Genomic DNA, 20,624 nt, shown 5'->3' on the forward strand with positions numbered 1-20,624 from the left:
GCGTTCAGGCGCATTGGGGGTTGATAGCATTAGCGAGGAATAGGGCGCGGTTTGCCCTCTGTATCAACAGCGACATAGATAAATACAGCCTCGGTGGCTTTATAACGCTGCCCAATTGGCTCGGATGAAACCTTTTTCACCCAGACTTCGATGTTCACTGTAATGGAACTGTTCCCACGTTTTATACAGTTCGCGTAGCAGCACACCACATCTCCAACGGCGACAGGTTTGAGAAACGTCATCCCATCGACCCGAACCGTTACCACTCGACCCTGAGCGATTTCTTTCGCCATTATCGCGCCGCCCATATCCATCTGCGCCATTAGCCAGCCGCCAAAAATATCGCCATTCGCGTTGGTGTCGGCGGGCATTGCCAGGGTGCGTAAAACCAGTTCTCCGGCAGGAGCGTCTTGCTGGGTCATTTGTCTTCCTGAAATAATAATTGAAATTCTTTAACTTAAGTTTAATACGACCAGGGCGTTCGCGTCACTAAGTAGCATTAATGTCTAAAGGGGTTTTGGCGGGGACTGGCAGAATCAGGCTCACTTTGAATCGACACTGTAACCAATATGAAGAAATACTTACTTATCTTTGTCAGCTTGCTTGCGTTATCCAGCCAGTCCAGTTTTGCCGGGACGAAAACGCTGGTGGAATATGGTGTGGTGCAACAAGCGCAAATCATCACCAGCCAAACCCGTTCCCATCCGCTGCGCACCGTCGCCGCAGGGGCTGCAGGGGCCGCCATTGGCAACCAATTTGGTGGCGGTTCAGGGAAAACCATCATGACGGCGACGGGTGCCGTTGCAGGCGCTCAGGTTTCACGTAACCGCCAGAGCCAACAGCAAAACGCCCAGCAGGTGGATTTGACGATCAAAACCGATGCGGGGCAGATTATCCAGGTTACGCAGAGTTACGATGGACGCATCACGTTTAATAAGGGAGATAAAGTGCGCATTCTCACCTCTGGCAACAACACCAGCGTGGATAAATCCTCGTAATAAAATGTTCGAGCATAAAAAAACCCGCCGGAGCGGGTTTTTGCATTTCTGGAGGGGGACTACTTCTCTTCTTGCGGCATGTGCTTATAGATGTAGACGCCGCTCAGCAGGGTGAAGACCAATGTCGCAGCGGTCAGACCGAACACTTTAAAGTTCACCCAAACGCTCTGTGGAAGCCAGAACGCCACGTAAATATTCAGCGCGCCACAGGCAATGAAGAACAGCGCCCAGGCAATGTTCAGACGGGACCACACCGTTTGCGGCAGTGAAATCTCTTTCCCAAGCATGCGTTGAATCAATGGTTTGTTCATCACCCACTGGCTAATCAGCAAGGCAGCGGCGAACAGGCCATAAATCACGGTGACTTTCCATTTGATAAATTCATCGTTATGGAAGAACAACGTCAGGCCGCCAAATACGGCAACCATCAGGAAAGTGATCAGCGCCATTTTTTCCAGTTTGCGGAATTTGTACCAGCTGTAGACCAGCGCAAAACCGGTGGCGACGATAAGCGCCCCAGACGCCACATAGATGTCGTACATTTTATAAAATGCGAAGAAAACAATCAGCGGCAGGAAGTCGAGAAACTGCTTCATAATCTGTTCCGTAAAATGACTCCTGAGCGTTAATTTGCCGCTCAGGAGCAGGTGAATGTTATTGGCGAACCAGCATATACAAGCGGAATAAATAGATGAGCAACACAGCAGAAATAAGGTTGCTTATCGTGTTTGCAATCACCCCGCCAACCGCGGGTGAGAGCGCCGCAAATGAAGATGCAAGCATCAAAAGGGCCGTTTTCGCCAGTAACCAGCTAATAACCGCCGGGGCGACAAGACGCATGTTTCCCCAGGCCAGGCGCATACTGCTGCGCAGTGACTGGAAAATCCCAATTTTATCCTGAACAACCATCACCGGTGCAAAAGAGAGCAGAATCGCAAATATCACCCCCGGCACTACCACCAACATGATTCCGATTTGCACAACAAAAGTGGTCAGGAACATCAGAACAAAGATTTTAGGCAACACGGGAGCCGATGTGCCAATGGCACGAAGGGCGCTGACGCGCTGCCCGGCGCTCACCATCTGGATGAGAACCAAAATGCTACCCGCGAGAATAGCGTTACCAATCAAACCTGCAAACGTTGATGCCGCAGAGGCTTTAAGAAGCATCTGCTGCTGTTCAGGTGTCATGTTTTGCACAAGGTCAAATAGCCCAACGCTATTCGATAAATTATCCCCTTCACTAAGGATAGACATTTGCTCATCGCTAGGTGAAAAAGCGTGACCGATAACAACCGAAATAAAGGCACAAAGCAAGGCAATCAGTAAAACAGTAACGAACTGATTGCGTAGAAAATTCCCCGTGTCACGGTACACAGAACCCGCCGTGATAGACATGCACTCTCCTTGATGTTGCTCGGTTAAAAATCAGCGGGAATTGTACACCGGATGACGGACGCTGGCACCGACAAGATGCGTGGTGAAAGTAAGTTACTGTCAATGTGAAAAATTGATCTGGAGTGGGTAAGTCGATATTTACACAAAATGCCGAAAAATTAATCCAGATCATTAAATGTTAAATTAGCCAGCGAAGTGTGATCGTGGTTAGATCACTTTGTACCCAAAAGTGAGTATATTCAGCCCGCTTATAAAACCATAACAAGGAGAGGGCTATGAAAAAGTTATCTGTGGCGTTACTTGCATTAAGCTGTTTGTCGGGCGAGGTGTTGGCGCACCAACAAGGTGAGTTCTTCATGCGTGCGGGTTCTGCCACCGTGCGTCCTACGGAAGGTTCTGACAGTGTGCTTGGCATGGGCGGCTTTAATATCAGTAACAATACTCAACTGGGACTGACATTCGATTATATGGTGACGGATAACATCGGTATCGAGCTATTGGCTGCGACACCGTTCCGTCATCACGTAGGTTTAGGCCCAACAGGAAACCTGGCAACGGTGAGCCAACTGCCACCGACATTAATGGCGCAGTGGTACTTTGGTAATTCGAAAAGCAAAGTGCGCCCGTATGTTGGCGTGGGGATTAACTACACCACTTTCTTTGATACCGATTTTAATCAGACCGGTAAAAATGCAGGTTTAACCGATCTCAGCGTGAAAGATTCATGGGGTGCGGCAGGTCAGGTGGGTCTGGATTATATGATTAACCCAAACTGGCTGTTGAATATGTCGGTCTGGTACATGGATATCGACACTGAAGTGAAGTTTAAAGCCGCTGGCGAGCAGCAGAACATTAATACGCGTATCGATCCGTGGGTGTTTATGTTCTCGGCGGGTTATCGCTTCTAAATGTCCTTCACAAAAGCTGGTCATTACTCGGCCAGCTTTTGCATCTTTTACTCCGCACATCGCTGTTTATATGACCTTGTCAGCCTGACTGACAAACGGGTTTTGTAGGGTGGATAAGCGTAAGCGTCATCCACCATTTACATCAGAGGTGTCGGATGACGCTGCGCTTATCCGACCTACGAACAGGTTCGCCAATCACTGAACACCACGATATCCATCAAGATAGGTTTCGCGTAACTCTTCTGCCCATAACTTTGCATCCTTAGCTTCACCAGGTTCGATGCTAGAAGCGGCCTGTGGCGCATTAGAGAAGGACTTTTTCTGCGTAGCTCCCAGGTTCGCAGTTTTGATCAGTTCCGCCTTTTGCAGTGCGGTTTCTTCGCTGATGCCTGCGGCTCGATCGACTTTGCCGGAATTATACAGTTCTTCGAAAACATGGAGATTCAGACGAGCTGTCGCATCAGGTCTGCTGACCAGGTTGCCGTTAAGCTCAGAGGATTGATGCGTGGCGTAGTGGTAGGAATGACGCATAGGGACAGTTTTAGCACACCCAACAAGCGTGGTTGCAATAGCTATCAGAATCAGTGTTTTACGCATAAAAATAATCCAGGGAATGAAAAGAGCCCCAGATTAGATTCAGGTGCGCTTACAAAGATTGATCTAAATCTATCTAACTTTACATTTGTACGATGAATGTATTTTCTTGAAATTATTTCATGGTGGGATGAATTGTGAAGAAAAGGCCGGAATTGCTCCGGCCTTATGGGACTTACGCGGCCAGAGTCGCGGCTTTCAAACTCTGCACAAACGCTTTTAGCTCACTGAGCATCACATCGGGTTTATCCAGGTTTTTCTCAATAATCTTCACGATCGCGGAGCCAGAAATTGCGCCCGCAGCACCGGCGTCAATTGCATCCTTAACCTGCGAAGGTTCGGAAATCCCAAAGCCTTGCAGTGAAGGTGCGGCACCAAACTCAGTCAGCTTTTCCACCAGGTGGTGAAGCGGTAACTGCGCACGGGTTTCAGCACCGGTCACGCCTGCACGAGAAAGCAGGTAAGTGTAACCACGGCCATGTGTCGCGATTTCACGCAGCAGCGCATCATCAGCATTTGGCGGGCAGATGAAAATAGGCGCGACGTTGTGGCGCATTGCAGCCTGGCGGAATGGCGCAGACTCTTCGATTGGCACATCCGCAATCAATACCGAATCGACACCCACTTTGGCACACAACGCGTAAAACTCATCAATACCGCGGCTAAACACCAGGTTGGCATACATCAGCAGACCGATTGGAATCGTCGGGTGCTTCTGGCGAATCACGGCCAGCATTTCAAAGCATTGCGTTGGCGTTACCCCTGCGGCAAATGCACGCAGTGCCGCATTCTGAATGGTTGGGCCATCGGCCAACGGGTCAGAGAATGGGATGCCTAATTCCAGCGCATCGGCCCCGGCTTCAATCAGCGTGTCGATAATTTTCAGCGACTGCTCAGGTGACGGATCGCCCAGCGTGACGAAGGGAACAAAAGCGCCTTCTTTACGTGCCTGTAACTGCTCAAAAGCGTGTTGATAACGTTCCATTAGATTTCCCCTCGTGCTTTCAAAATGTCGTGAACGGTGAAGATGTCTTTGTCACCACGGCCAGAGAGGTTCACCACCAACAGTTGTTCTTTTTCCGGATTCTCTTTGATCATTTTCAGTGCGTGAGCCAGCGCGTGGGAAGACTCCAGCGCCGGGATAATCCCTTCGCTACGGCACAGCGTTTTGAAGGCTTCGAGTGCTTCGTCATCGGTAATTGAAACATAATCGGCACGACCGATACTGTTCAGGTGCGCGTGTTGCGGCCCGACAGAAGGGAAGTCCAGACCGGCAGAAATTGAATAAGATTCTTCAATCTGACCTTCGTCGGTTTGCATCATCGGGGATTTCATACCGAAATAGATGCCCACACGACCATGCTTAAGTGGCGCGCCGTGTTCACCGCTTTCAATACCGTGTCCGGCAGGCTCCACGCCAATCAGACCGACTTTAGCGTCATTGATGAAATCAGCAAACATACCAATGGCGTTTGAACCACCGCCGACACAGGCGATAACCGCATCAGGGAGACGGCCTTCTTTTTCAAGGATCTGCGCTTTGGTTTCTTCACCGATCATGCGCTGGAATTCACGCACGATAGTCGGGAACGGGTGCGGACCTGCCGCGGTGCCGAGCATGTAGTGCGCGGTGTCGTAGCTGCCAGACCAGTCGCGCAACGCTTCGTTACAGGCATCTTTCAGCGTCGCAGAACCGCTGTGTACCGGAATGACTTCCGCACCCATCAGACGCATACGGAACACGTTCGGCGACTGGCGCTCAACGTCTTTAGCACCCATGTAAATACGGCATTTCAGGCCAAGCAGGGCGCTGGCTAAGGCAGAAGCCACACCATGTTGACCAGCACCGGTTTCGGCGATGATTTCAGTCTTGCCCATTTTCTTAGCAAGCAGCGCCTGGCCGAGAACCTGGTTAGTTTTGTGCGCGCCACCGTGCAGCAAATCTTCACGCTTTAAATACAGCGTGGTTTTGGTGCCAGCCGTCAGGTTGCGACATTTAGTCAGCGCCGTTGGGCGGCCCGCGTAGTTCTTCAGTAAATCGTTAAATTCAGCCTGAAATTCTGCATCACTTTGCGCAGCAACAAAGGCTTCTTCCAGCTGACGCAGTGCTGGCATCAGGATTTGCGGCACGTACATGCCACCGAACTCACCAAAATAGGGATTAAGTAAAGTCATGATATTTTCCTTAGTAAGCCCGCAGCGTCTGGAAGACGGCAGCCAGCTTGTTAGCATCTTTAATACCCGGCGCGCTTTCGACACCTGAGTTGAAATCTAAACCGATGCAGCCCGTTTTCGCTGCTTCAATGCAATTATCCGCACCCAGTCCGCCAGCCAGAATCACGTTGTCCAGATTCTGTCCTGCAAGGAGTGACCAATCAAACCGTTGCCCGCTGCCGCCCTGGCCGTTGTCGAACAGGTAGTTATCGACGTGGTTTAAATCACGAGCTGGCAAAGTGTCTTTCACGCTCAGCGCTTTCCAGATTTGTACATTTTCAGGAAGGGCAACGCGCAGTTCGTCGATATAGGCCTGGTTTTCATCGCCATGCAGTTGTACGGCATTGAGCGAGAACTTCTCCACTTTTTGCAGCACTTCCGAAAGCGGCGTATCGCGGAAAACCCCTGCGTATTTCAGCGGTGCAGCGGCGATAACCGTTGCAGCGGTTTCATCGCTGACAAAGCGGGGTGACGAAGGAACAAAAATCAGACCGCCATAAATGGCACCGGCTTCATAGGCGGCGCGGGAATCTTGCGCCCGCGTCAGTCCACAGACTTTATTGTTCCCTAAGGTGACGCGACGAACTGCAGCATTGAGATCGTCTTCGCCCATTAAGGCGGAGCCAATCAGGAAGCCGTTGGCAAAATGGCTCAGTTCACGAATCTGCCCGTAGTTGCTGATGCCTGACTCGCTAATCACCGTCACGCCGTGACCTAAACGCGGCGCTAACTGGCGCGTACGGTTCAAATCAATCGACAAGTCACGCAGGTCGCGGTTATTGATGCCGACGACTTTTGCACCCAGAACGATGGCTCGCTCCAGCTCTTCTTCATTACTCACTTCAGTCAACACGCCCATATTCAGGCTGTGCGCGACCGCCGCGAGCTGGCGATATTGCTCATCATCAAGCACAGAAAGCATCAGCAGACAGGCATCGGCCTGGTAAAAACGCGCCAGATGAATCTGATACGAGTCGATAATAAAGTCTTTGCACAGCACCGGTTGCGTGACAATGTCACTTACGATCGGCAGGAAATCAAAACTACCCTGAAAATACTTTTCATCGGTTAAGACTGAAATCGCAGAAGCGTAGTGTTTATAAACGTTTGCAATACGCGCCGGGTCAAAATCATCACGAATCACGCCTTTGGATGGAGAGGCTTTTTTGCACTCCAGAATGAAAGCGGTTCGGGCACCTTGCAGTGCGTGATAAAAATTACGTGTCGCCGGTACAATGTTGTTCTGGAAACTTGCCAGGGGTTGTTGTTGCTTGCGTGCTTCAACCCATATCGCCTTATCAATGACGATCTTCTTTAATACGGTTTCCTGCATGACTTATCCTCTTCCTGCCAGTGCTGTGACGCGGTCATACGCAGCACCGCTGCGCAGTACTTCCAGCACTCGTTGTGCGTTTGCTTTGAGATCTTCTTGCCCGTGAAGACGCATTAACATCGCGACGTTTGCCGCTACCGCAGACTCATGAGCCGTCTCTCCTTTACCTTGTAACAGGCGGGTGAGAATGTCACGGTTTTCTTCCGGTGTGCCGCCTGCAAGCTGATCCTGATGGTAAGCGGGCAGGCCGAAGTCGGTGGCTTCAAGCTGGTAACTTTTAATCTCGCCTTCGTTCAGTTCCGCCACTTGGGTGGTGGCATGCAGAGACACTTCATCCATTCCGCCGCTATGCACCACCGCCGCACGTTTGTAACCCAGTACGCGCAGGGTTTCGGCAATTGGCAGCACCAGTTCCGCGCTATAAACACCAATCAGCGCCATTTGCGGATGTGCCGGGTTAATCAGCGGCCCGAGTACGTTAAACAACGTGCGTGTTTTTAACTGCTGGCGCACAGGCATCGCGTGGCGGAAACCGGTGTGATATTTCGGTGCGAACAGGAAACAGACACCCAAATCATCCAGCGCTTTGCGCGACGCATCAGCACTCATTTCCAGGTTAATACCAAAAGCGGCCAGTAAGTCGGAAGAACCGGATTTACTGGAAACGCTGCGGTTACCGTGTTTCGCTACTTTCATGCCCACGGCTGCGGCAACGAACGCGCTGGCGGTCGAGATGTTGATGCTGTTGCTGCCATCGCCGCCGGTGCCAACGATATCGGCAAACGGGTAGTCCGGGCTTGGGAATGGCGCTGCCGCTTCGAGCATCGCGGTTGCCGCCCCGGCAATTTCGTTTGGATGCTCGCCGCGCACTTTCATGCTCACCAGCGCAGCGGCCAGTTGTTCTGGCTTCAGCTCGCCGCGCACAATCGCAGCAAATAGCTGGTGGCTTTCTTCACGGCTCAGGGTTTGCGCTTTATACAGCTTGTCGAGAATTGGTTGCAGCGTGTTGGCCTGTTTTAACTTCAGCAACGCCCAGTCGAGCGTTTGTTCCAACAGACGCGCACCGTGCGTGGTCAGAATAGATTCAGGGTGGAACTGGAAACCACATACGCGGTCAGCGTCGTGACGAACCGCCATCACCATGCCATCGAAATGGGCGTTAATCGTCAAACCTGCTGGAATGTTGCTGCCAACCAGAGAATGATAACGGGCAACTGGCAGCGGATTCGGCAGACCGGCAAACATCGCTTCGCCATCATGAGAAATAATCGACGCTTTGCCATGCAGGATTTCACCCGCCTGGCCAACATACCCGCCGTAGGCTTCAACAATCGCCTGGTGGCCGAGGCAGATACCGATAATCGGCAATTTGCCGCGCAGGCGAGTCAGTAACTCTGGCATACAGCCTGCTTCACTTGGCGCGCCAGGGCCAGGGGAAAGCATCAGCACCGGGTTGTCCATGGTTTCCAGGCGTTCAATTAAGGTTTGCGCCGGAACATGGTTGCGATAGATAACGACATTGTGTCCGTTGGCACGCAGCTGATCGGCCAGGTTATAAGTGAACGAGTCGATGTTATCGAGCAGCAGAATGTCAGCCATCAGAAAATCTCCTGTGCGTGATGCGCGGTGGCAATGGCGCGCAGTACAGCGCGGGCTTTATTGCGGGTTTCATCGGCTTCGGACTGCGGGACGGAGTCCAGCACCACGCCAGCGCCTGCCTGAACGGTAGCAATACCGTTTTCAACATAGGCAGAGCGGATAACGATGCAGGTGTCTAAATCACCGTGCGCGGTGAAGTAACCGACCGCACCGCCGTAACTGCCACGGCGCACGCCTTCGGCTTTGGCAATCAACTGCATCGCACGAACTTTTGGCGCACCGCTTAACGTGCCCATATTCATGCAGGCGCGGTAAGCGTGCAGCACATCGAGATCTTTATGCAGCTCGCCTACAACGCGGGAAACGAGGTGCATCACAAACGAATAACGGTCGACTTTCGTCAGGTCGGCAACGTAACGGCTGCCTGGGGTGCAAATGCGTGCCAGGTCGTTACGGGCGAGATCTACCAGCATTAAATGCTCGGACATCTCTTTATGGTCAGTACGCATTTCCAGCTCTATGCGGCTGTCGAGGTCACGATCCAGCGTTCCATCTGCGCGGCGACCGCGTGGGCGAGTTCCGGCAATCGGGTAGATTTCAATCTGACGGGAATCCGCGTCGTATTTCAACGAGCTTTCAGGGGATGCGCCAAATAAGGTGAAATCATTGTCCTGCATAAAGAACATATACGGGCTTGGGTTGCTCTTTTTTAGCGTCTGGTAAGCGGCCAGTGGAGAAGGGCAAGGGAGTGAGAAGCGACGTGACGGCACGACCTGGAAAATCTCACCGATGCGGATCGCTTTTTGCATTTTGCGCACCACATCGCCAAATTCTTCATCGCTCTGGTTGCACTCGCAGGTCATGCGTTCCACTTTTTGCACCGGCAGCGCAGAAGGCTCTTGCTGCATTTGTTTGCTCAGTTGCGCCGTACGCTGAATTAAACGTTGTTTTTCAGAAGCTGACGGAGTGAACAGGCTCGCCTGGATACGGGTATTTTTTTTCTGATGGTCAATGACCAGCAGCGTTTCAGCTAAATAGAAACAGTAATCAGGGCAGTTGTTGTCTTGCTTGAGAGCAGGCAAGTCTTCAAATCCAGCGACCAGGTCGTAGGCAAACAAACCGCCGAAGAACATCGCCTCGCGTTCGTTTTCCGGCACTGCGACCAGTTCCTGCATAATGCGGAAGGCATCAAATACCGACAGCGAACACAGACGCGCATCTTCATCCAGCAGGGAACTCACCGCCGGGAAGCGCAGGACACGGCCTTGCGGAGAATGTTGGTTCTCAACTCCAGCAGGAAGTGCTGCATCAAGCAAAGGGAGTAATGAAGCACCGTTCTCAGATAGAGCTTGAATCGTGACAGTGTCACCTAAAGCGGTAATCCGCAGCGCACTGTCAACTAACAGCAGGCTTTTCAAATCATCTTTGCTGTCGATATCAGCGGATTCGAGCAACAAGGTCGCAGGGCGCGCGCCGCACAGCTGATGGAAAACCGCTGTTGGGTTATCACGATATGGCGCGTCACCGATGAGTAATTCGAGCGCTGGTTTTTGTGTTTGCATTTTCTGCTCTCATATTTTGTTCAAAAAAAAGCCCGCTCTGGGCGGGCCTGGTATCTGGGCTGAATTTCAGCCATAGCGATTACACTGCCCGTTATCAGGAAGTACGCCACCAGCTATGCATGAGGATGTTCGCTTTCATTTTCAGATACCTTTATCGTGTGAACTTGCGTACTAGTTAACTAGTTCAATGAATCAAAGTCAATAGCGATTTTTAGTTATTGCCCAATATCGCTATTATGAGCGGCGTTTTCTTTTTATTAACACACCCGGAGCCATTTTGAGCGAACCCACACTAGCGGTGATTTACGACTTACATAGCCATACCACCGCGTCAGATGGCTTGTTAACGCCCGAAGCGCTGGTGAAGCGTGCAGTAGAAATGCGAGTGGGTATTCTGGCAATCACTGACCATGACACAGTAGCCGGAATTGGCGCTGCAAGGGAAGCGGTATCACGCCTGCAACTGCCCCTGCGTGTGATCAGTGGTGTGGAGATTTCCACCGTCTGGGAAAATCATGAAATCCATATCGTTGGATTGGGTGTTGATGAACATCATCCCGTTCTGACGGAATTTTTAGCGCAGCAAAGCGAACGCCGTGTTCAACGTGCGGCCTTGATTGCAGAACGGCTTGAAAAAGCCCATATCCCTGGTGCGCTGGAAGGCGCAATGCGCCATGCCAACGGTGGAGAAGTCACCCGTGGGCATTTCGCGCGTTATCTGGTGGAGTGCGGGAAAGCCAACACCATGGCCGATGTGTTTAAGAAATATCTTGCAAAAGGGAAAACCGGTTACGTTCCGCCACAGTGGTGTACAATAGAACAAGCTATTGATGTCATTCATCATTCTGGCGGACAAGCGGTTCTGGCACATCCAGGCCGTTATGACCTTACCGCTAAATGGCTGAAAAGATTGCTGGCGCAGTTTGCCGAAAGTGGTGGCGATGCCATGGAAGTCGCCCAGTGTCAGCAAGCCCCCAATGAGCGCACCCAACTTGCGAGTTACGCACAGCAATTTAATTTGCTGGCGTCGCAAGGCTCAGATTTCCATATGCCATGTGCGTGGATTGAGCTTGGGCGCAAGCTCTGGCTGCCCGGAGGCGTCGAGCCGGTCTGGCAGAATTGGGAGAAAAGTTATAGCGAAAAAGAGAGGGTACTATGAGTCAATTTTTCTATATTCATCCAGATAACCCGCAACAGCGCCTGATTAACCAGGCGGTAGAAATTGTTCGCAAGGGCGGCGTCATTGTTTATCCCACCGATTCGGGTTATGCGCTGGGGTGTAAACTGGAAGATAAGTCGGCGATGGAGCGCATTTGCCGTATTCGCCAGTTACCTGACGGGCACAACTTCACCCTGATGTGTCGCGACCTGTCGGAGCTTTCGACCTACGCATTTGTCGATAACGTGGCGTTTCGCTTAATCAAAAATAATACGCCGGGCAATTACACCTTTATTCTCAAAGGCACGAAAGAAGTCCCGCGCCGTTTGTTGCAGGAAAAGCGCAAAACGATTGGTTTGCGCGTGCCTTCTAACCCGATTGCGCTGGCTCTGCTCGAAGTGCTGAACGAGCCGATGCTATCGACGTCGCTGATGCTGCCAGGAAGTGAATTTACCGAGTCTGACCCGGAAGAGATTAAAGACAGACTCGAGAAAGTCGTCGATTTAGTGATACACGGCGGTTACCTGGGCCAGCAACCGACAACTGTGGTGGATTTGACCGACGATTCACCGGTTGTTATCCGCGAAGGTGCGGGCGATGCAAAACCTTTCTTATAAGTTCGTCTGCGGCTATACTGTCCGGCCTAAAATGGGGCTATCAGGTCCCATTACCCCAATTCGACGCCTGTGAAGGCGACACCCGAGGAAGCTCAATGAGCGATAAGAGCGAAAAGTTACAAAAAGTTTTAGCCCGTGCTGGTCATGGTTCCCGTCGTGAGATTGAAACAATTATCTCCGCAGGCCGTGTCAGTGTGGACGGCAAAATTGCCAAATTAGGTGACCGTGTTGAAGTGACACATGCGCTGAAAATCCGTATTGATGGTCACCTGATTTCTATTAAAGAATCTGCTGAACAAATTTGCCGCGTGTTGGCTTACTACAAGCCAGAAGGCGAATTATGTACGCGTAATGACCCTGAAGGGCGTCCAACCGTATTTGACCGTTTACCAAAACTGCGCGGCGCGCGCTGGATTGCGGTTGGTCGTCTGGATGTGAACACCTGTGGTTTACTGCTTTTCACCACTGATGGTGAGTTGGCAAACCGCCTGATGCACCCAAGCCGTGAAGTTGAGCGTGAATATGCGGTGCGTGTATTTGGCGAAATTGACGACGACAAAGTGAAACAACTGGGTCGTGGCGTGCAGCTTGAAGATGGTCCTGCGGCATTCAAAACCATCAAATTTACCGGTGGTGAAGGTATTAACCAGTGGTACAACGTGACCCTGACCGAAGGCCGCAACCGCGAAGTGCGTCGCCTGTGGGAAGCAGTTGGTGTGCAGGTTAGCCGTCTGATTCGTGTGCGTTACGGTGACATTCAGTTGCCGAAAGGCCTGCCACGTGGCGGTTATACCGAACTCGATCTGGGGCAAACTAACTACCTGCGTAAATTGGTAGAGTTGCCAGAAGAGACAGAAAGCAAAGTGGCGGTTGAAAAAGATCGTCGTCGTATGAAAGCGAATCAGATTCGCCGTGCGGTTAAACGCCATACGCAAACCACGGGCGGCGGCGGTCGTCGCGGTGGTCGCAGCAGCTAAAATAAAAACCCCTCAGTTGAGGGGTTTTTTAATGCTTAATAATCGATACCGATTTGCGCTTTAACACCCGCATCAAACGCGTGCTTCACTGGCCGTAACTCGCTGACTGTATCTGCGATTTCAAGAATATCCCGATGACATCCACGTCCGGTAATAATCACCGTCTGGCTCTCTGGACGCTGTGTCAGCGCCGTCAGCACCTCTTCCAGCGGCAAATAGTCATAGGCCACCATATAGGTGATTTCGTCGAGAATAACCATATCCAGCGAGCTGTCTGCCAGCATACGCTTTGCATGCTCCCACACTTCCACACAGGCTGCGGTATCCGTTTCGCGGTTTTGTGTATCCCAGGTAAAACCGGTCGCCATCACCTGAAATTCCACGCCTAATGGCTCCAGTAAATTGCGTTCCCCGTTCGGCCACTGGCCTTTGATAAACTGGATAACGCCGACTTTTTTGCCGTGCCCAACTGCGCGTGTGGCGGTGCCGAAAGCGGCTGTCGTTTTACCTTTACCGTTTCCGGTAAAGACAATCACAATCCCGCGTTCTTCTTGCGCGGCTGCGACGCGGGCATCCACTTTTTCTTTCTGGCGCTGTTGGCGCTGCTGGTAACGATCTTCACTCATTCGGAAATTCCTGGTTTACGGTTGGGTTGAGCATCAAAGCTCATGCCTGTTTTGCGGCGGCTGTCATCGCCCATTAGCCAAAGATAGAGCGGCATTAAATCACGTGGCGTTTTCAGTTTGTCGGGGTCTTCGGTCGGGAATGCACTTGCGCGCATAGCAGTTCGCGTTCCGCCAGGGTTGATACAATTAATGCGTAAATTATGCTGTTTATACTCTTCTGCGAGCACCTGCATCATGCCCTCAGTCGCGAATTTTGATACCGCATAGGCACCCCAGCCCGCGCGGCCCTGACGACCGACACTCGAACTGGTGAACACCAGTGAGCCTGAGTCTGATTTGAGTAATAAAGGAAGCAAAGCCTGTGTCAGGAAGAAAGTCACATTCACATTGACCTGCATCACAGCCTGCCACGTTTGCGGATCTTGCTCGTCCATTGGCCGAATATCGCCGAGGATCCCGGCATTATGCAGGACGCCATCCAGGCGGGGAATCAACCCTGAAAGCTTGTGCGCCAGACTCTGGCAGTCATCAGGTGTCGCCGTGGCAAAATCGAGAATAAACCAGTGGGGAAGGCTGCCGTAGCGGGTCTGTAGTTCATGGGCAACGCTGCGCAGTTTTTCTTCGTTACGACCCAGTAATATGACGCTGGCACCGTATCTGGCGTAGGTTAGTGCGGCTTCTCGACCGATTCCATCGCTGGCCCCGGTGACTAAAATGATGCGGTTTTGCAGTAAGTCGGTCTTCGGTTGATAGTGCAAATTCAACTCCTCGCGTGATGTGTCGCTCACGTCTTGATTCTCAGAAATACTTGGGTATGCATGGGCTTTACGCTTTATGCCTGAAAGGGCTTGTTATTTCAATCAGGCAACAGGAGACAATACCTTTGATTAACATTTTGCAAAAGTTTCATTTTATTAAAAACGTTCAGGAAGCAGGCTCGCAGCATTTATAGTTGCTTGCAGACGCGGAATCACCGCTCGGTTACACTGAGCAGAAGATATTTAATGTCCTGAATGGAAGGCGGAAAGCGTGGATTTGATTGCAAACTATGGGCTTTTTTTGGCGAAAATCGTCACGGTCGTTGCGGCTATTGGCATTCTTGTCACAATAATCGTGAATGTTGCCGGGCGTAAAAGACACCAACGCGGGGAATTACATCTCACCAATTTGAGTGAACAATACCAGGAAATGCAGGAAGAAATGCAGGTCGCAAGACTTGATGGTCATCAGCAGAAACTCTGGCATAAAACCCAAAAGAAAAAACATAAGCTGGAGGCTAAACAAGCCAAAGCGCGTGCTAAACGTGGCGAAACGGTTATTTCTGACAAACCGACGCTTTATGTTCTGGATTTTAAAGGAAGTATGGATGCGCATGAAGTCACTTCCTTACGTGAAGAGATCACAGCCGTGCTGGCGGTAGTCAAACCCGAAGATGAGGTTTTACTCCGTCTGGAAAGCCCTGGCGGTGTAGTGCATGGTTATGGGCTGGCGGCATCACAGTTGCAGCGTTTGCGTGAGAGCAAAGTGCGCCTGACGGTTGCTGTCGATAAAGTCGCGGCTAGCGGCGGTTATATGATGGCGTGCGTGGCAGATAAAATTGTTGCCGCTCCGTTTTCTATTATTGGTTCAATTGGCGTGGTGGCTCAGGTGCCTAACTTCCACCGCTTGCTGAAACGCAATGATATTGATGTCGAACTGCATACTGCTGGTCAGTACAAACGTACTCTGACTTTGTTTGGTGAAAACACCGAGCAGGGGCGTGAAAAATTCCGTGAAGACCTGAATGAAACACATCTGCTATTTAAGCAGTTTGTGCATGACATGCGTCCATCACTGGATATTGATTCTGTTGCAACGGGCGAGCACTGGTATGGCACGCAGGCATTGGAAAAAGGTTTGATTGATGCGGTAAGCACCAGCGACGACTTGCTGATTGGCCTGATGAAAAATCACGATGTGATTAATGTGCACTACACGCGCCGCAAAAAAATGATGGATCGTTTCACCGGTAGCGCGGCTAACAGTTTAGATAATCTGTTGTTGCGTTGGTGGCAGCGTGGTGAAAAACCACTGTTGTAATCGGATTTGAAGTGAAAGTAGAAACGAGGCCATTTGGCCTCGTTTTTTTACTTAGTCTTGCAGGTGATATTTCTCTGCAAATACATGCGCAAGATGCTTAAACATATTAAATACTGCGGTGCTTTTCCCGGTAGGTAAGCCTTGCTCATCAAGGAAGTATTCACCTTTGAACACCAGCACCCCGTTTTTTTGCTCAACGTCCGTTGCTTCCATTCCATGCATGAAATCTTCATGAGCACGGATCACTTTATTGGCTTCAACGAGTAGCGACTGTTTATCGATAGGTTGAGTGGTTGGTTGCATGATTTCCTCCTTTAAAAACTGGCGCTAGTGTACTTCCGCTATACTGCAAAGGGCAATATCTCCCTGTAAACCTAAGGTGATTTAATCAGTTTACTGTGCTGGCAGGAATCCGGGTTGCATGCTAATAAAGTTGCGTAACTCATTTTATCAGGTAGAGTGTGACGCTTTCGCAAATCTGGCAACGGAATTGCTTGACATTCAACCAAAGTTCCGTCGTGCTATGTCACCGGTGCGAAAGACTCGTTATCTCAATCACCTGCGAATGTTCGCTAATCAGCCGGTGGATGAAAAAAGAGTTGATATCCATTGACGCTGCCGCAATATAAATAAGCGCGTCGCCAGTGGAAGGTGTGATTAGTGTGCGACGTCTCCTGGAAGAATTACATTAGGTAAAGGTGAATATGGGTAAAGCTCTCGTCATCGTTGAGTCCCCGGCAAAAGCCAAAACGATCAACAAATATCTCGGTAATGACTACGTGGTTAAGTCCAGCGTCGGTCATATCCGTGATTTGCCGACCAGTGGATCAACCACCAAGAAGAGCGCTGACTCCGCCTCCACCAAAGGGACCAAAAAGGTCAAAAAGGATGAACGCGGCGCGCTCGTAAATCGTATGGGTGTCGATCCATGGCACAACTGGGAAGCACAGTACGAAGTGCTGCCTGGTAAGGAGAAAGTGGTTTCAGAACTGAAGTCACTGGCTGAAAAAGCAGACCATATCTATCTCGCAACCGACCTTGACCGCGAAGGGGAAGCCATTGCATGGCACCTGCGGGAAGTTATCGGTGGTGATGAAACGCGTTACAGCCGCGTTGTGTTTAACGAGATTACAAAAAATGCAATTCAACAGGCTTTCGAAAAGCCGGGCGAATTGAATATTGACCGTGTTAACGCACAGCAGGCGCGTCGTTTTATGGACCGCGTTGTGGGCTACATGGTTTCTCCGCTGCTGTGGAAAAAAATTGCCCGAGGTCTTTCTGCTGGCCGCGTACAGTCCGTTGCTGTGCGTCTGGTTGTTGACCGTGAACGTGAAATTAAAGCGTTCGTACCGGAAGAATACTGGGAAGTTGACGCGAACCTGACAACGCCGAAAGGCGATAGTTTGCCGGTTCAGGTCAGCCACCATAAAGACAAGCCGTTCCGCCCGGTTAACCGCGAGCAGACAATGTCTGCGGTTAGCGAGTTGGAAAAAGCGCGTTACACCGTGCTTGAGCGTGAAGATAAACCGACCAGCAGCAAACCTGGTGCGCCGTTTATCACCTCCACGTTGCAACAGGCTGCAAGCACCCGTCTTGGTTTTGGTGTGAAGAAAACCATGATGATGGCGCAGCGTCTGTATGAAGCGGGTCATATCACTTACATGCGTACTGACTCAACCAACTTGAGCCAGGATGCAGTGAGTATGGTTCGTGGGTATATCGAAGAGAGTTTTGGTAAGAAATATCTCCCGGAAGCCGCGAATCAGTACTCCAGCAAAGAAAACTCTCAGGAAGCGCACGAAGCGATTCGTCCTTCTGATGTGAGTGTCGTTGCTGAGTCGCTTAAAGATATGGAAGCTGACGCGCAGAAACTTTACCAGTTGATCTGGCGCCAGTTTGTGGCGTGTCAGATGACACCAGCGCAATACGATTCCACCACTTTGACGGTGCAAGCAGGTGACTTCCGCCTTAAAACGCGTGGCCGTACGCTGCGTTTTGATGGCTGGACTAAAGTCATGCCTGCACTGCGCAAAGGCGATGAAGACCGTACTTTACCCGCCGTTGAACAGGGTGATGAGCTCGCGCTGGTTGAAGTTATTCCTGGGCAGCACTTTACTAAACCACCGGCTCGTTTTAGCGAAGCTTCGTTGGTTAAAGAGTTGGAAAAGCGTGGCATTGGCCGTCCGTCTACTTACGCGTCAATCATTTCCACCATCCAGGATCGTGGCTATGTGCGTGTAGAGAACCGCCGCTTCTACGCTGAAAAAATGGGTGAAATTGTTACTGACCGCCTGGAAGAAAACTTCCGCGAGCTGATGAACTACGATTTCACCGCGCAGATGGAAAGCAGCCTTGACCAGGTGGCCAATAATCAGGCCGAGTGGAAAGGGGTGCTGGATAACTTCTTTAGCGATTTCAGCGAACAGCTTGGTAAAGCTGAACTGGATCCGGAAGAAGGCGGTATGCGTCCAAACCAGATGGTTCTGACCAGTATTGATTGCCCGACCTGTGGTCGTGAAATGGGTATCCGTACTGCCAGCACTGGTGTATTCCTGGGCTGTTCGGGTTATGCATTGCCGCCGAAAGAGCGCTGCAAAACCACCATCAACCTGGTGCCGGAAAACGAAGTTCTCAACGTGCTGGAAGGTGATGACGCGGAAACTAACGCCCTGCGTGCGAAGCGTCGTTGCGTGAAGTGTGGCACTGCGATGGACAGCTACCTCATCGATCCAAAACGTAAACTTCACGTCTGTGGTAATAACCCGACGTGTGATGGTTACGAAATCGAAGAGGGCGAATTCCGCATCAAGGGTTATGACGGCCCAATCGTTGAGTGTGAGAAATGTGGTTCTGAAATGCACCTGAAAATGGGCCGTTTCGGTAAGTACATGGCTTGTACCAATGACGATTGCAAAAATACGCGTAAGATCCTGCGTAATGGCGAAGTGGCACCTCCGAAGGAAGATCCGGTTCCATTGCCTGAGTTGCCTTGCGAGAAGTCCGACGCTTACTTTGTTCTGCGTGATGGCGCGGCGGGTGTTTTCCTTGCGGCAAACACTTTCCCTAAATCGCGTGAAACACGTGCGCCGCTGGTCGAAGAGCTTTATCGCTTCCGCGACCGCCTGCCAGAAAAACTGCGTTATCTGGCCGATGCACCACAGCAAGATGCAGACGGCAACAAAGCGGTCGTTCGCTTTAGCCGTAAGACTAAGCAACAGTATGTTTCTTCTGAAAAAGAAGGCAAAGCGACTGGCTGGTCAGCATTCTTTGTTGATGGTAAGTGGGTTGAAGGTAAGAAGTAACTAACCTTATGACGAAAAAGCCGGGGCCGATGCTCCGGCTTTTTTATATCCTTTTATATAACCTGATTATTATTTTTTCTTTCTAACTATACATAGATAGTATAAGTGATATAGTGATCCAAGAGAATTTCACCTTGTCTGAATCCCTGCCACCGCACGTGTCGGGGCTGTTTTTACTGCGGATGGAACGCCATGAAACTACAGCAACTTCGTTATATCGTAGAGGTGGTAAATCACAACCTCAACGTCTCGTCGACGGCAGAAGGGCTTTACACTTCTCAGCCGGGGATCAGTAAACAAGTTCGTATGTTGGAAGACGAACTGGGGATTCAGATCTTTGCACGTAGCGGCAAACACCTGACTCAGGTAACGCCTGCGGGGCAGGAGATTATCCGTATTGCCCGCGAAGTGTTGTCAAAAGTTGAAGCCATTAAGTCCGTGGCGGGTGAGCATACCTGGCCGGACAAAGGTTCATTGTATGTCGCGACGACCCATACACAGGCGCGTTACGCGCTGCCAAATGTGATTAAAGGGTTTATCGAGCGCTATCCACGCGTTTCCCTTCACATGCATCAGGGTTCGCCTACGCAGATTGCTGAAGCGGTATCCAAGGGTAATGCGGATTTTGCTATCGCGACTGAAGCTCTGCATCTTTACGATGATTTAGTGATGCTGCCGTGTTACCACTGGAACCGTTCGATTGTGGTGACGCCGGATCACCCGCTGGCATCGAAAGAGTCGGTTTCCATCGAAGAGTTGGCTCAATATCCGTTAGTCACCTACACCTTCGGTTTCACCGGGCGTTCCGAATTAGACACCGCATTTAACCGTGCCGGTTTAACGCCGCGAATTGTCTTCACGGCAACAGATGCTGATGTGATTAAAACCTACGTGCGTTTGGGCTTAGGTGTGGGGGTTATTGCCAGTATGGCGGTTGATCCGGTTTCTGACCCGGACCTGGTGCGTATTGAAGCGCAGGGCGTTTTCAGCCACAGCACCACGAAAATAGGTTTCCGCCGCAGCACTTTCTTGCGCAGTTACATGTATGATTTTATTCAGCGTTTTGCGCCGCACCTGACGCGTGATGTTGTCGATACCGCCGTGGCTTTGCGTTCAAACGAAGATATTGAAGCCATGTTTAAAGATATTAAATTACCGGCTAAATAATATCTGAAGGTATCTTTTCGCCCTGGAAAGATACCTCTTCTCTTTGCAATAAAGAATATGATTCATCCCTTCCAGTTTTAAATATCCCTCA

General features: G+C 50.8%; 20 protein-coding genes and 1 other annotated feature. Of the genes, 8 read left to right on the forward strand and 12 right to left on the reverse strand.

Annotated elements, in window-relative coordinates:
• Nucleotides 1–29: 29 nt before the first annotated feature.
• A complete protein-coding gene (yciA, locus tag M2371_RS04780; protein ID WP_034495727.1) occupies nt 30–422 on the reverse strand; it encodes an acyl-CoA thioester hydrolase YciA in 393 nt (130 codons plus the stop codon).
• 147 nt (nt 423–569) lie between these two features.
• On the opposite strand from yciA, the gene M2371_RS04785 reads away from it, so the two are divergent.
• The gene (locus M2371_RS04785; RefSeq protein WP_172894061.1) at nt 570–998 is read left to right on the forward strand and encodes a glycine zipper 2TM domain-containing protein; all 429 of its coding nucleotides are present in this window, start codon (nt 570–572) and stop codon (nt 996–998) included.
• 59 nt (nt 999–1,057) lie between these two features.
• Here the strand turns inward: M2371_RS04785 and M2371_RS04790 are convergent, their stop codons facing one another.
• Nucleotides 1,058–1,594, reverse strand: a complete 537-nt coding sequence (locus M2371_RS04790) for a septation protein A (protein WP_034495724.1) — start codon at nt 1,592–1,594, stop codon at nt 1,058–1,060.
• Between the two features lie 58 nt (nt 1,595–1,652).
• On the reverse strand, nt 1,653–2,396 hold the full coding sequence (locus M2371_RS04795) for a YciC family protein (RefSeq protein ID WP_115628437.1): 744 nt from the start codon (nt 2,394–2,396) through the stop codon (nt 1,653–1,655).
• A 275-nt stretch (nt 2,397–2,671) separates the two neighbouring features.
• On the opposite strand from M2371_RS04795, the gene ompW reads away from it, so the two are divergent.
• A complete protein-coding gene (ompW, locus tag M2371_RS04800; RefSeq protein ID WP_172894062.1) occupies nt 2,672–3,304 on the forward strand; it encodes an outer membrane protein OmpW in 633 nt (210 codons plus the stop codon).
• 195 nt (nt 3,305–3,499) lie between these two features.
• Here ompW and M2371_RS04805 read toward each other — a convergent pair whose 3' ends face one another.
• The 6 genes from M2371_RS04805 to M2371_RS04830 form a co-directional block, all read right to left on the reverse strand.
• Nucleotides 3,500–3,901 (reverse strand): Exc2 family lipoprotein, encoded by a 402-nt coding sequence (locus M2371_RS04805; protein ID WP_172894063.1) that lies wholly within the window; start codon nt 3,899–3,901, stop codon nt 3,500–3,502.
• A gap of 172 nt (nt 3,902–4,073) precedes the next feature.
• Complete coding sequence (gene trpA / locus M2371_RS04810; protein ID WP_259267033.1) at nt 4,074–4,883, reverse strand: tryptophan synthase subunit alpha; 810 nt, start codon at nt 4,881–4,883, stop codon at nt 4,074–4,076.
• Entirely contained in the window at nt 4,883–6,076 is a 1,194-nt protein-coding gene (gene trpB, locus M2371_RS04815) for a tryptophan synthase subunit beta (RefSeq protein WP_034457050.1), read from the reverse strand. Before trpB ends, trpA begins: the two co-directional genes overlap by 1 nt.
• Before the next feature lie 7 nt (nt 6,077–6,083).
• A complete protein-coding gene (gene trpCF / locus M2371_RS04820; RefSeq protein WP_172894065.1) occupies nt 6,084–7,445 on the reverse strand; it encodes a bifunctional indole-3-glycerol-phosphate synthase TrpC/phosphoribosylanthranilate isomerase TrpF in 1,362 nt (453 codons plus the stop codon).
• A gap of 3 nt (nt 7,446–7,448) precedes the next feature.
• A complete protein-coding gene (gene trpD, locus M2371_RS04825; RefSeq protein ID WP_259267034.1) occupies nt 7,449–9,044 on the reverse strand; it encodes a bifunctional anthranilate synthase glutamate amidotransferase component TrpG/anthranilate phosphoribosyltransferase TrpD in 1,596 nt (531 codons plus the stop codon).
• Entirely contained in the window at nt 9,044–10,606 is a 1,563-nt protein-coding gene (locus M2371_RS04830) for an anthranilate synthase component 1 (protein ID WP_259267035.1), read from the reverse strand. The genes trpD and M2371_RS04830 overlap by 1 nt, the downstream gene beginning before the upstream one ends.
• Nucleotides 10,607–10,628: 22 nt before the next feature.
• Nucleotides 10,629–10,724, reverse strand: a sequence feature (Trp leader region).
• 159 nt (nt 10,725–10,883) lie between these two features.
• Here M2371_RS04830 and M2371_RS04835 point away from each other — a divergent pair.
• The 3 genes from M2371_RS04835 to rluB all read left to right on the forward strand — a co-directional run bounded on the left by M2371_RS04835 (nt 10,884) and on the right by rluB (nt 13,359).
• A complete protein-coding gene (locus M2371_RS04835; RefSeq protein ID WP_259267036.1) occupies nt 10,884–11,765 on the forward strand; it encodes an RNase RNM in 882 nt (293 codons plus the stop codon).
• A complete protein-coding gene (locus tag M2371_RS04840; RefSeq protein ID WP_034495673.1) occupies nt 11,762–12,382 on the forward strand; it encodes an L-threonylcarbamoyladenylate synthase in 621 nt (206 codons plus the stop codon). Before M2371_RS04835 ends, M2371_RS04840 begins: the two co-directional genes overlap by 4 nt.
• A 95-nt stretch (nt 12,383–12,477) precedes the next feature.
• On the forward strand, nt 12,478–13,359 hold the full coding sequence (gene rluB, locus M2371_RS04845; protein ID WP_034495672.1) for a 23S rRNA pseudouridine(2605) synthase RluB: 882 nt from the start codon (nt 12,478–12,480) through the stop codon (nt 13,357–13,359).
• A gap of 35 nt (nt 13,360–13,394) precedes the next feature.
• Here the strand turns inward: rluB and cobO are convergent, their stop codons facing one another.
• The gene (gene cobO / locus M2371_RS04850) at nt 13,395–13,985 is read right to left on the reverse strand and encodes a cob(I)yrinic acid a,c-diamide adenosyltransferase (RefSeq protein WP_034495671.1); all 591 of its coding nucleotides are present in this window, start codon (nt 13,983–13,985) and stop codon (nt 13,395–13,397) included.
• Nucleotides 13,982–14,743, reverse strand: a complete 762-nt coding sequence (locus tag M2371_RS04855) for a YciK family oxidoreductase (RefSeq protein ID WP_259267274.1) — start codon at nt 14,741–14,743, stop codon at nt 13,982–13,984. The genes cobO and M2371_RS04855 overlap by 4 nt, the downstream gene beginning before the upstream one ends.
• Before the next feature lie 271 nt (nt 14,744–15,014).
• Here M2371_RS04855 and sohB point away from each other — a divergent pair, with 271 nt between their 5' ends.
• A complete protein-coding gene (gene sohB / locus M2371_RS04860; protein ID WP_172894070.1) occupies nt 15,015–16,064 on the forward strand; it encodes a protease SohB in 1,050 nt (349 codons plus the stop codon).
• A gap of 51 nt (nt 16,065–16,115) precedes the next feature.
• Here the strand turns inward: sohB and M2371_RS04865 are convergent, their stop codons facing one another.
• Entirely contained in the window at nt 16,116–16,367 is a 252-nt protein-coding gene (locus M2371_RS04865) for a YciN family protein (RefSeq protein ID WP_115628447.1), read from the reverse strand.
• A gap of 401 nt (nt 16,368–16,768) precedes the next feature.
• Here M2371_RS04865 and topA point away from each other — a divergent pair, with 401 nt between their 5' ends.
• Together topA and cysB are read left to right on the forward strand one after the other, a co-directional pair.
• On the forward strand, nt 16,769–19,366 hold the full coding sequence (gene topA, locus M2371_RS04870) for a type I DNA topoisomerase (RefSeq protein ID WP_034495665.1): 2,598 nt from the start codon (nt 16,769–16,771) through the stop codon (nt 19,364–19,366).
• A gap of 192 nt (nt 19,367–19,558) precedes the next feature.
• Nucleotides 19,559–20,533 (forward strand): HTH-type transcriptional regulator CysB, encoded by a 975-nt coding sequence (gene cysB, locus M2371_RS04875; protein ID WP_034495664.1) that lies wholly within the window; start codon nt 19,559–19,561, stop codon nt 20,531–20,533.
• The last annotated feature ends 91 nt before the right edge of the window (nt 20,534–20,624 follow it).

The sequence above is a fragment of the Buttiauxella sp. BIGb0471 genome, assembly GCF_024807715.1.
GTDB classification, from domain to species: domain Bacteria; phylum Pseudomonadota; class Gammaproteobacteria; order Enterobacterales; family Enterobacteriaceae; genus Buttiauxella; species Buttiauxella agrestis.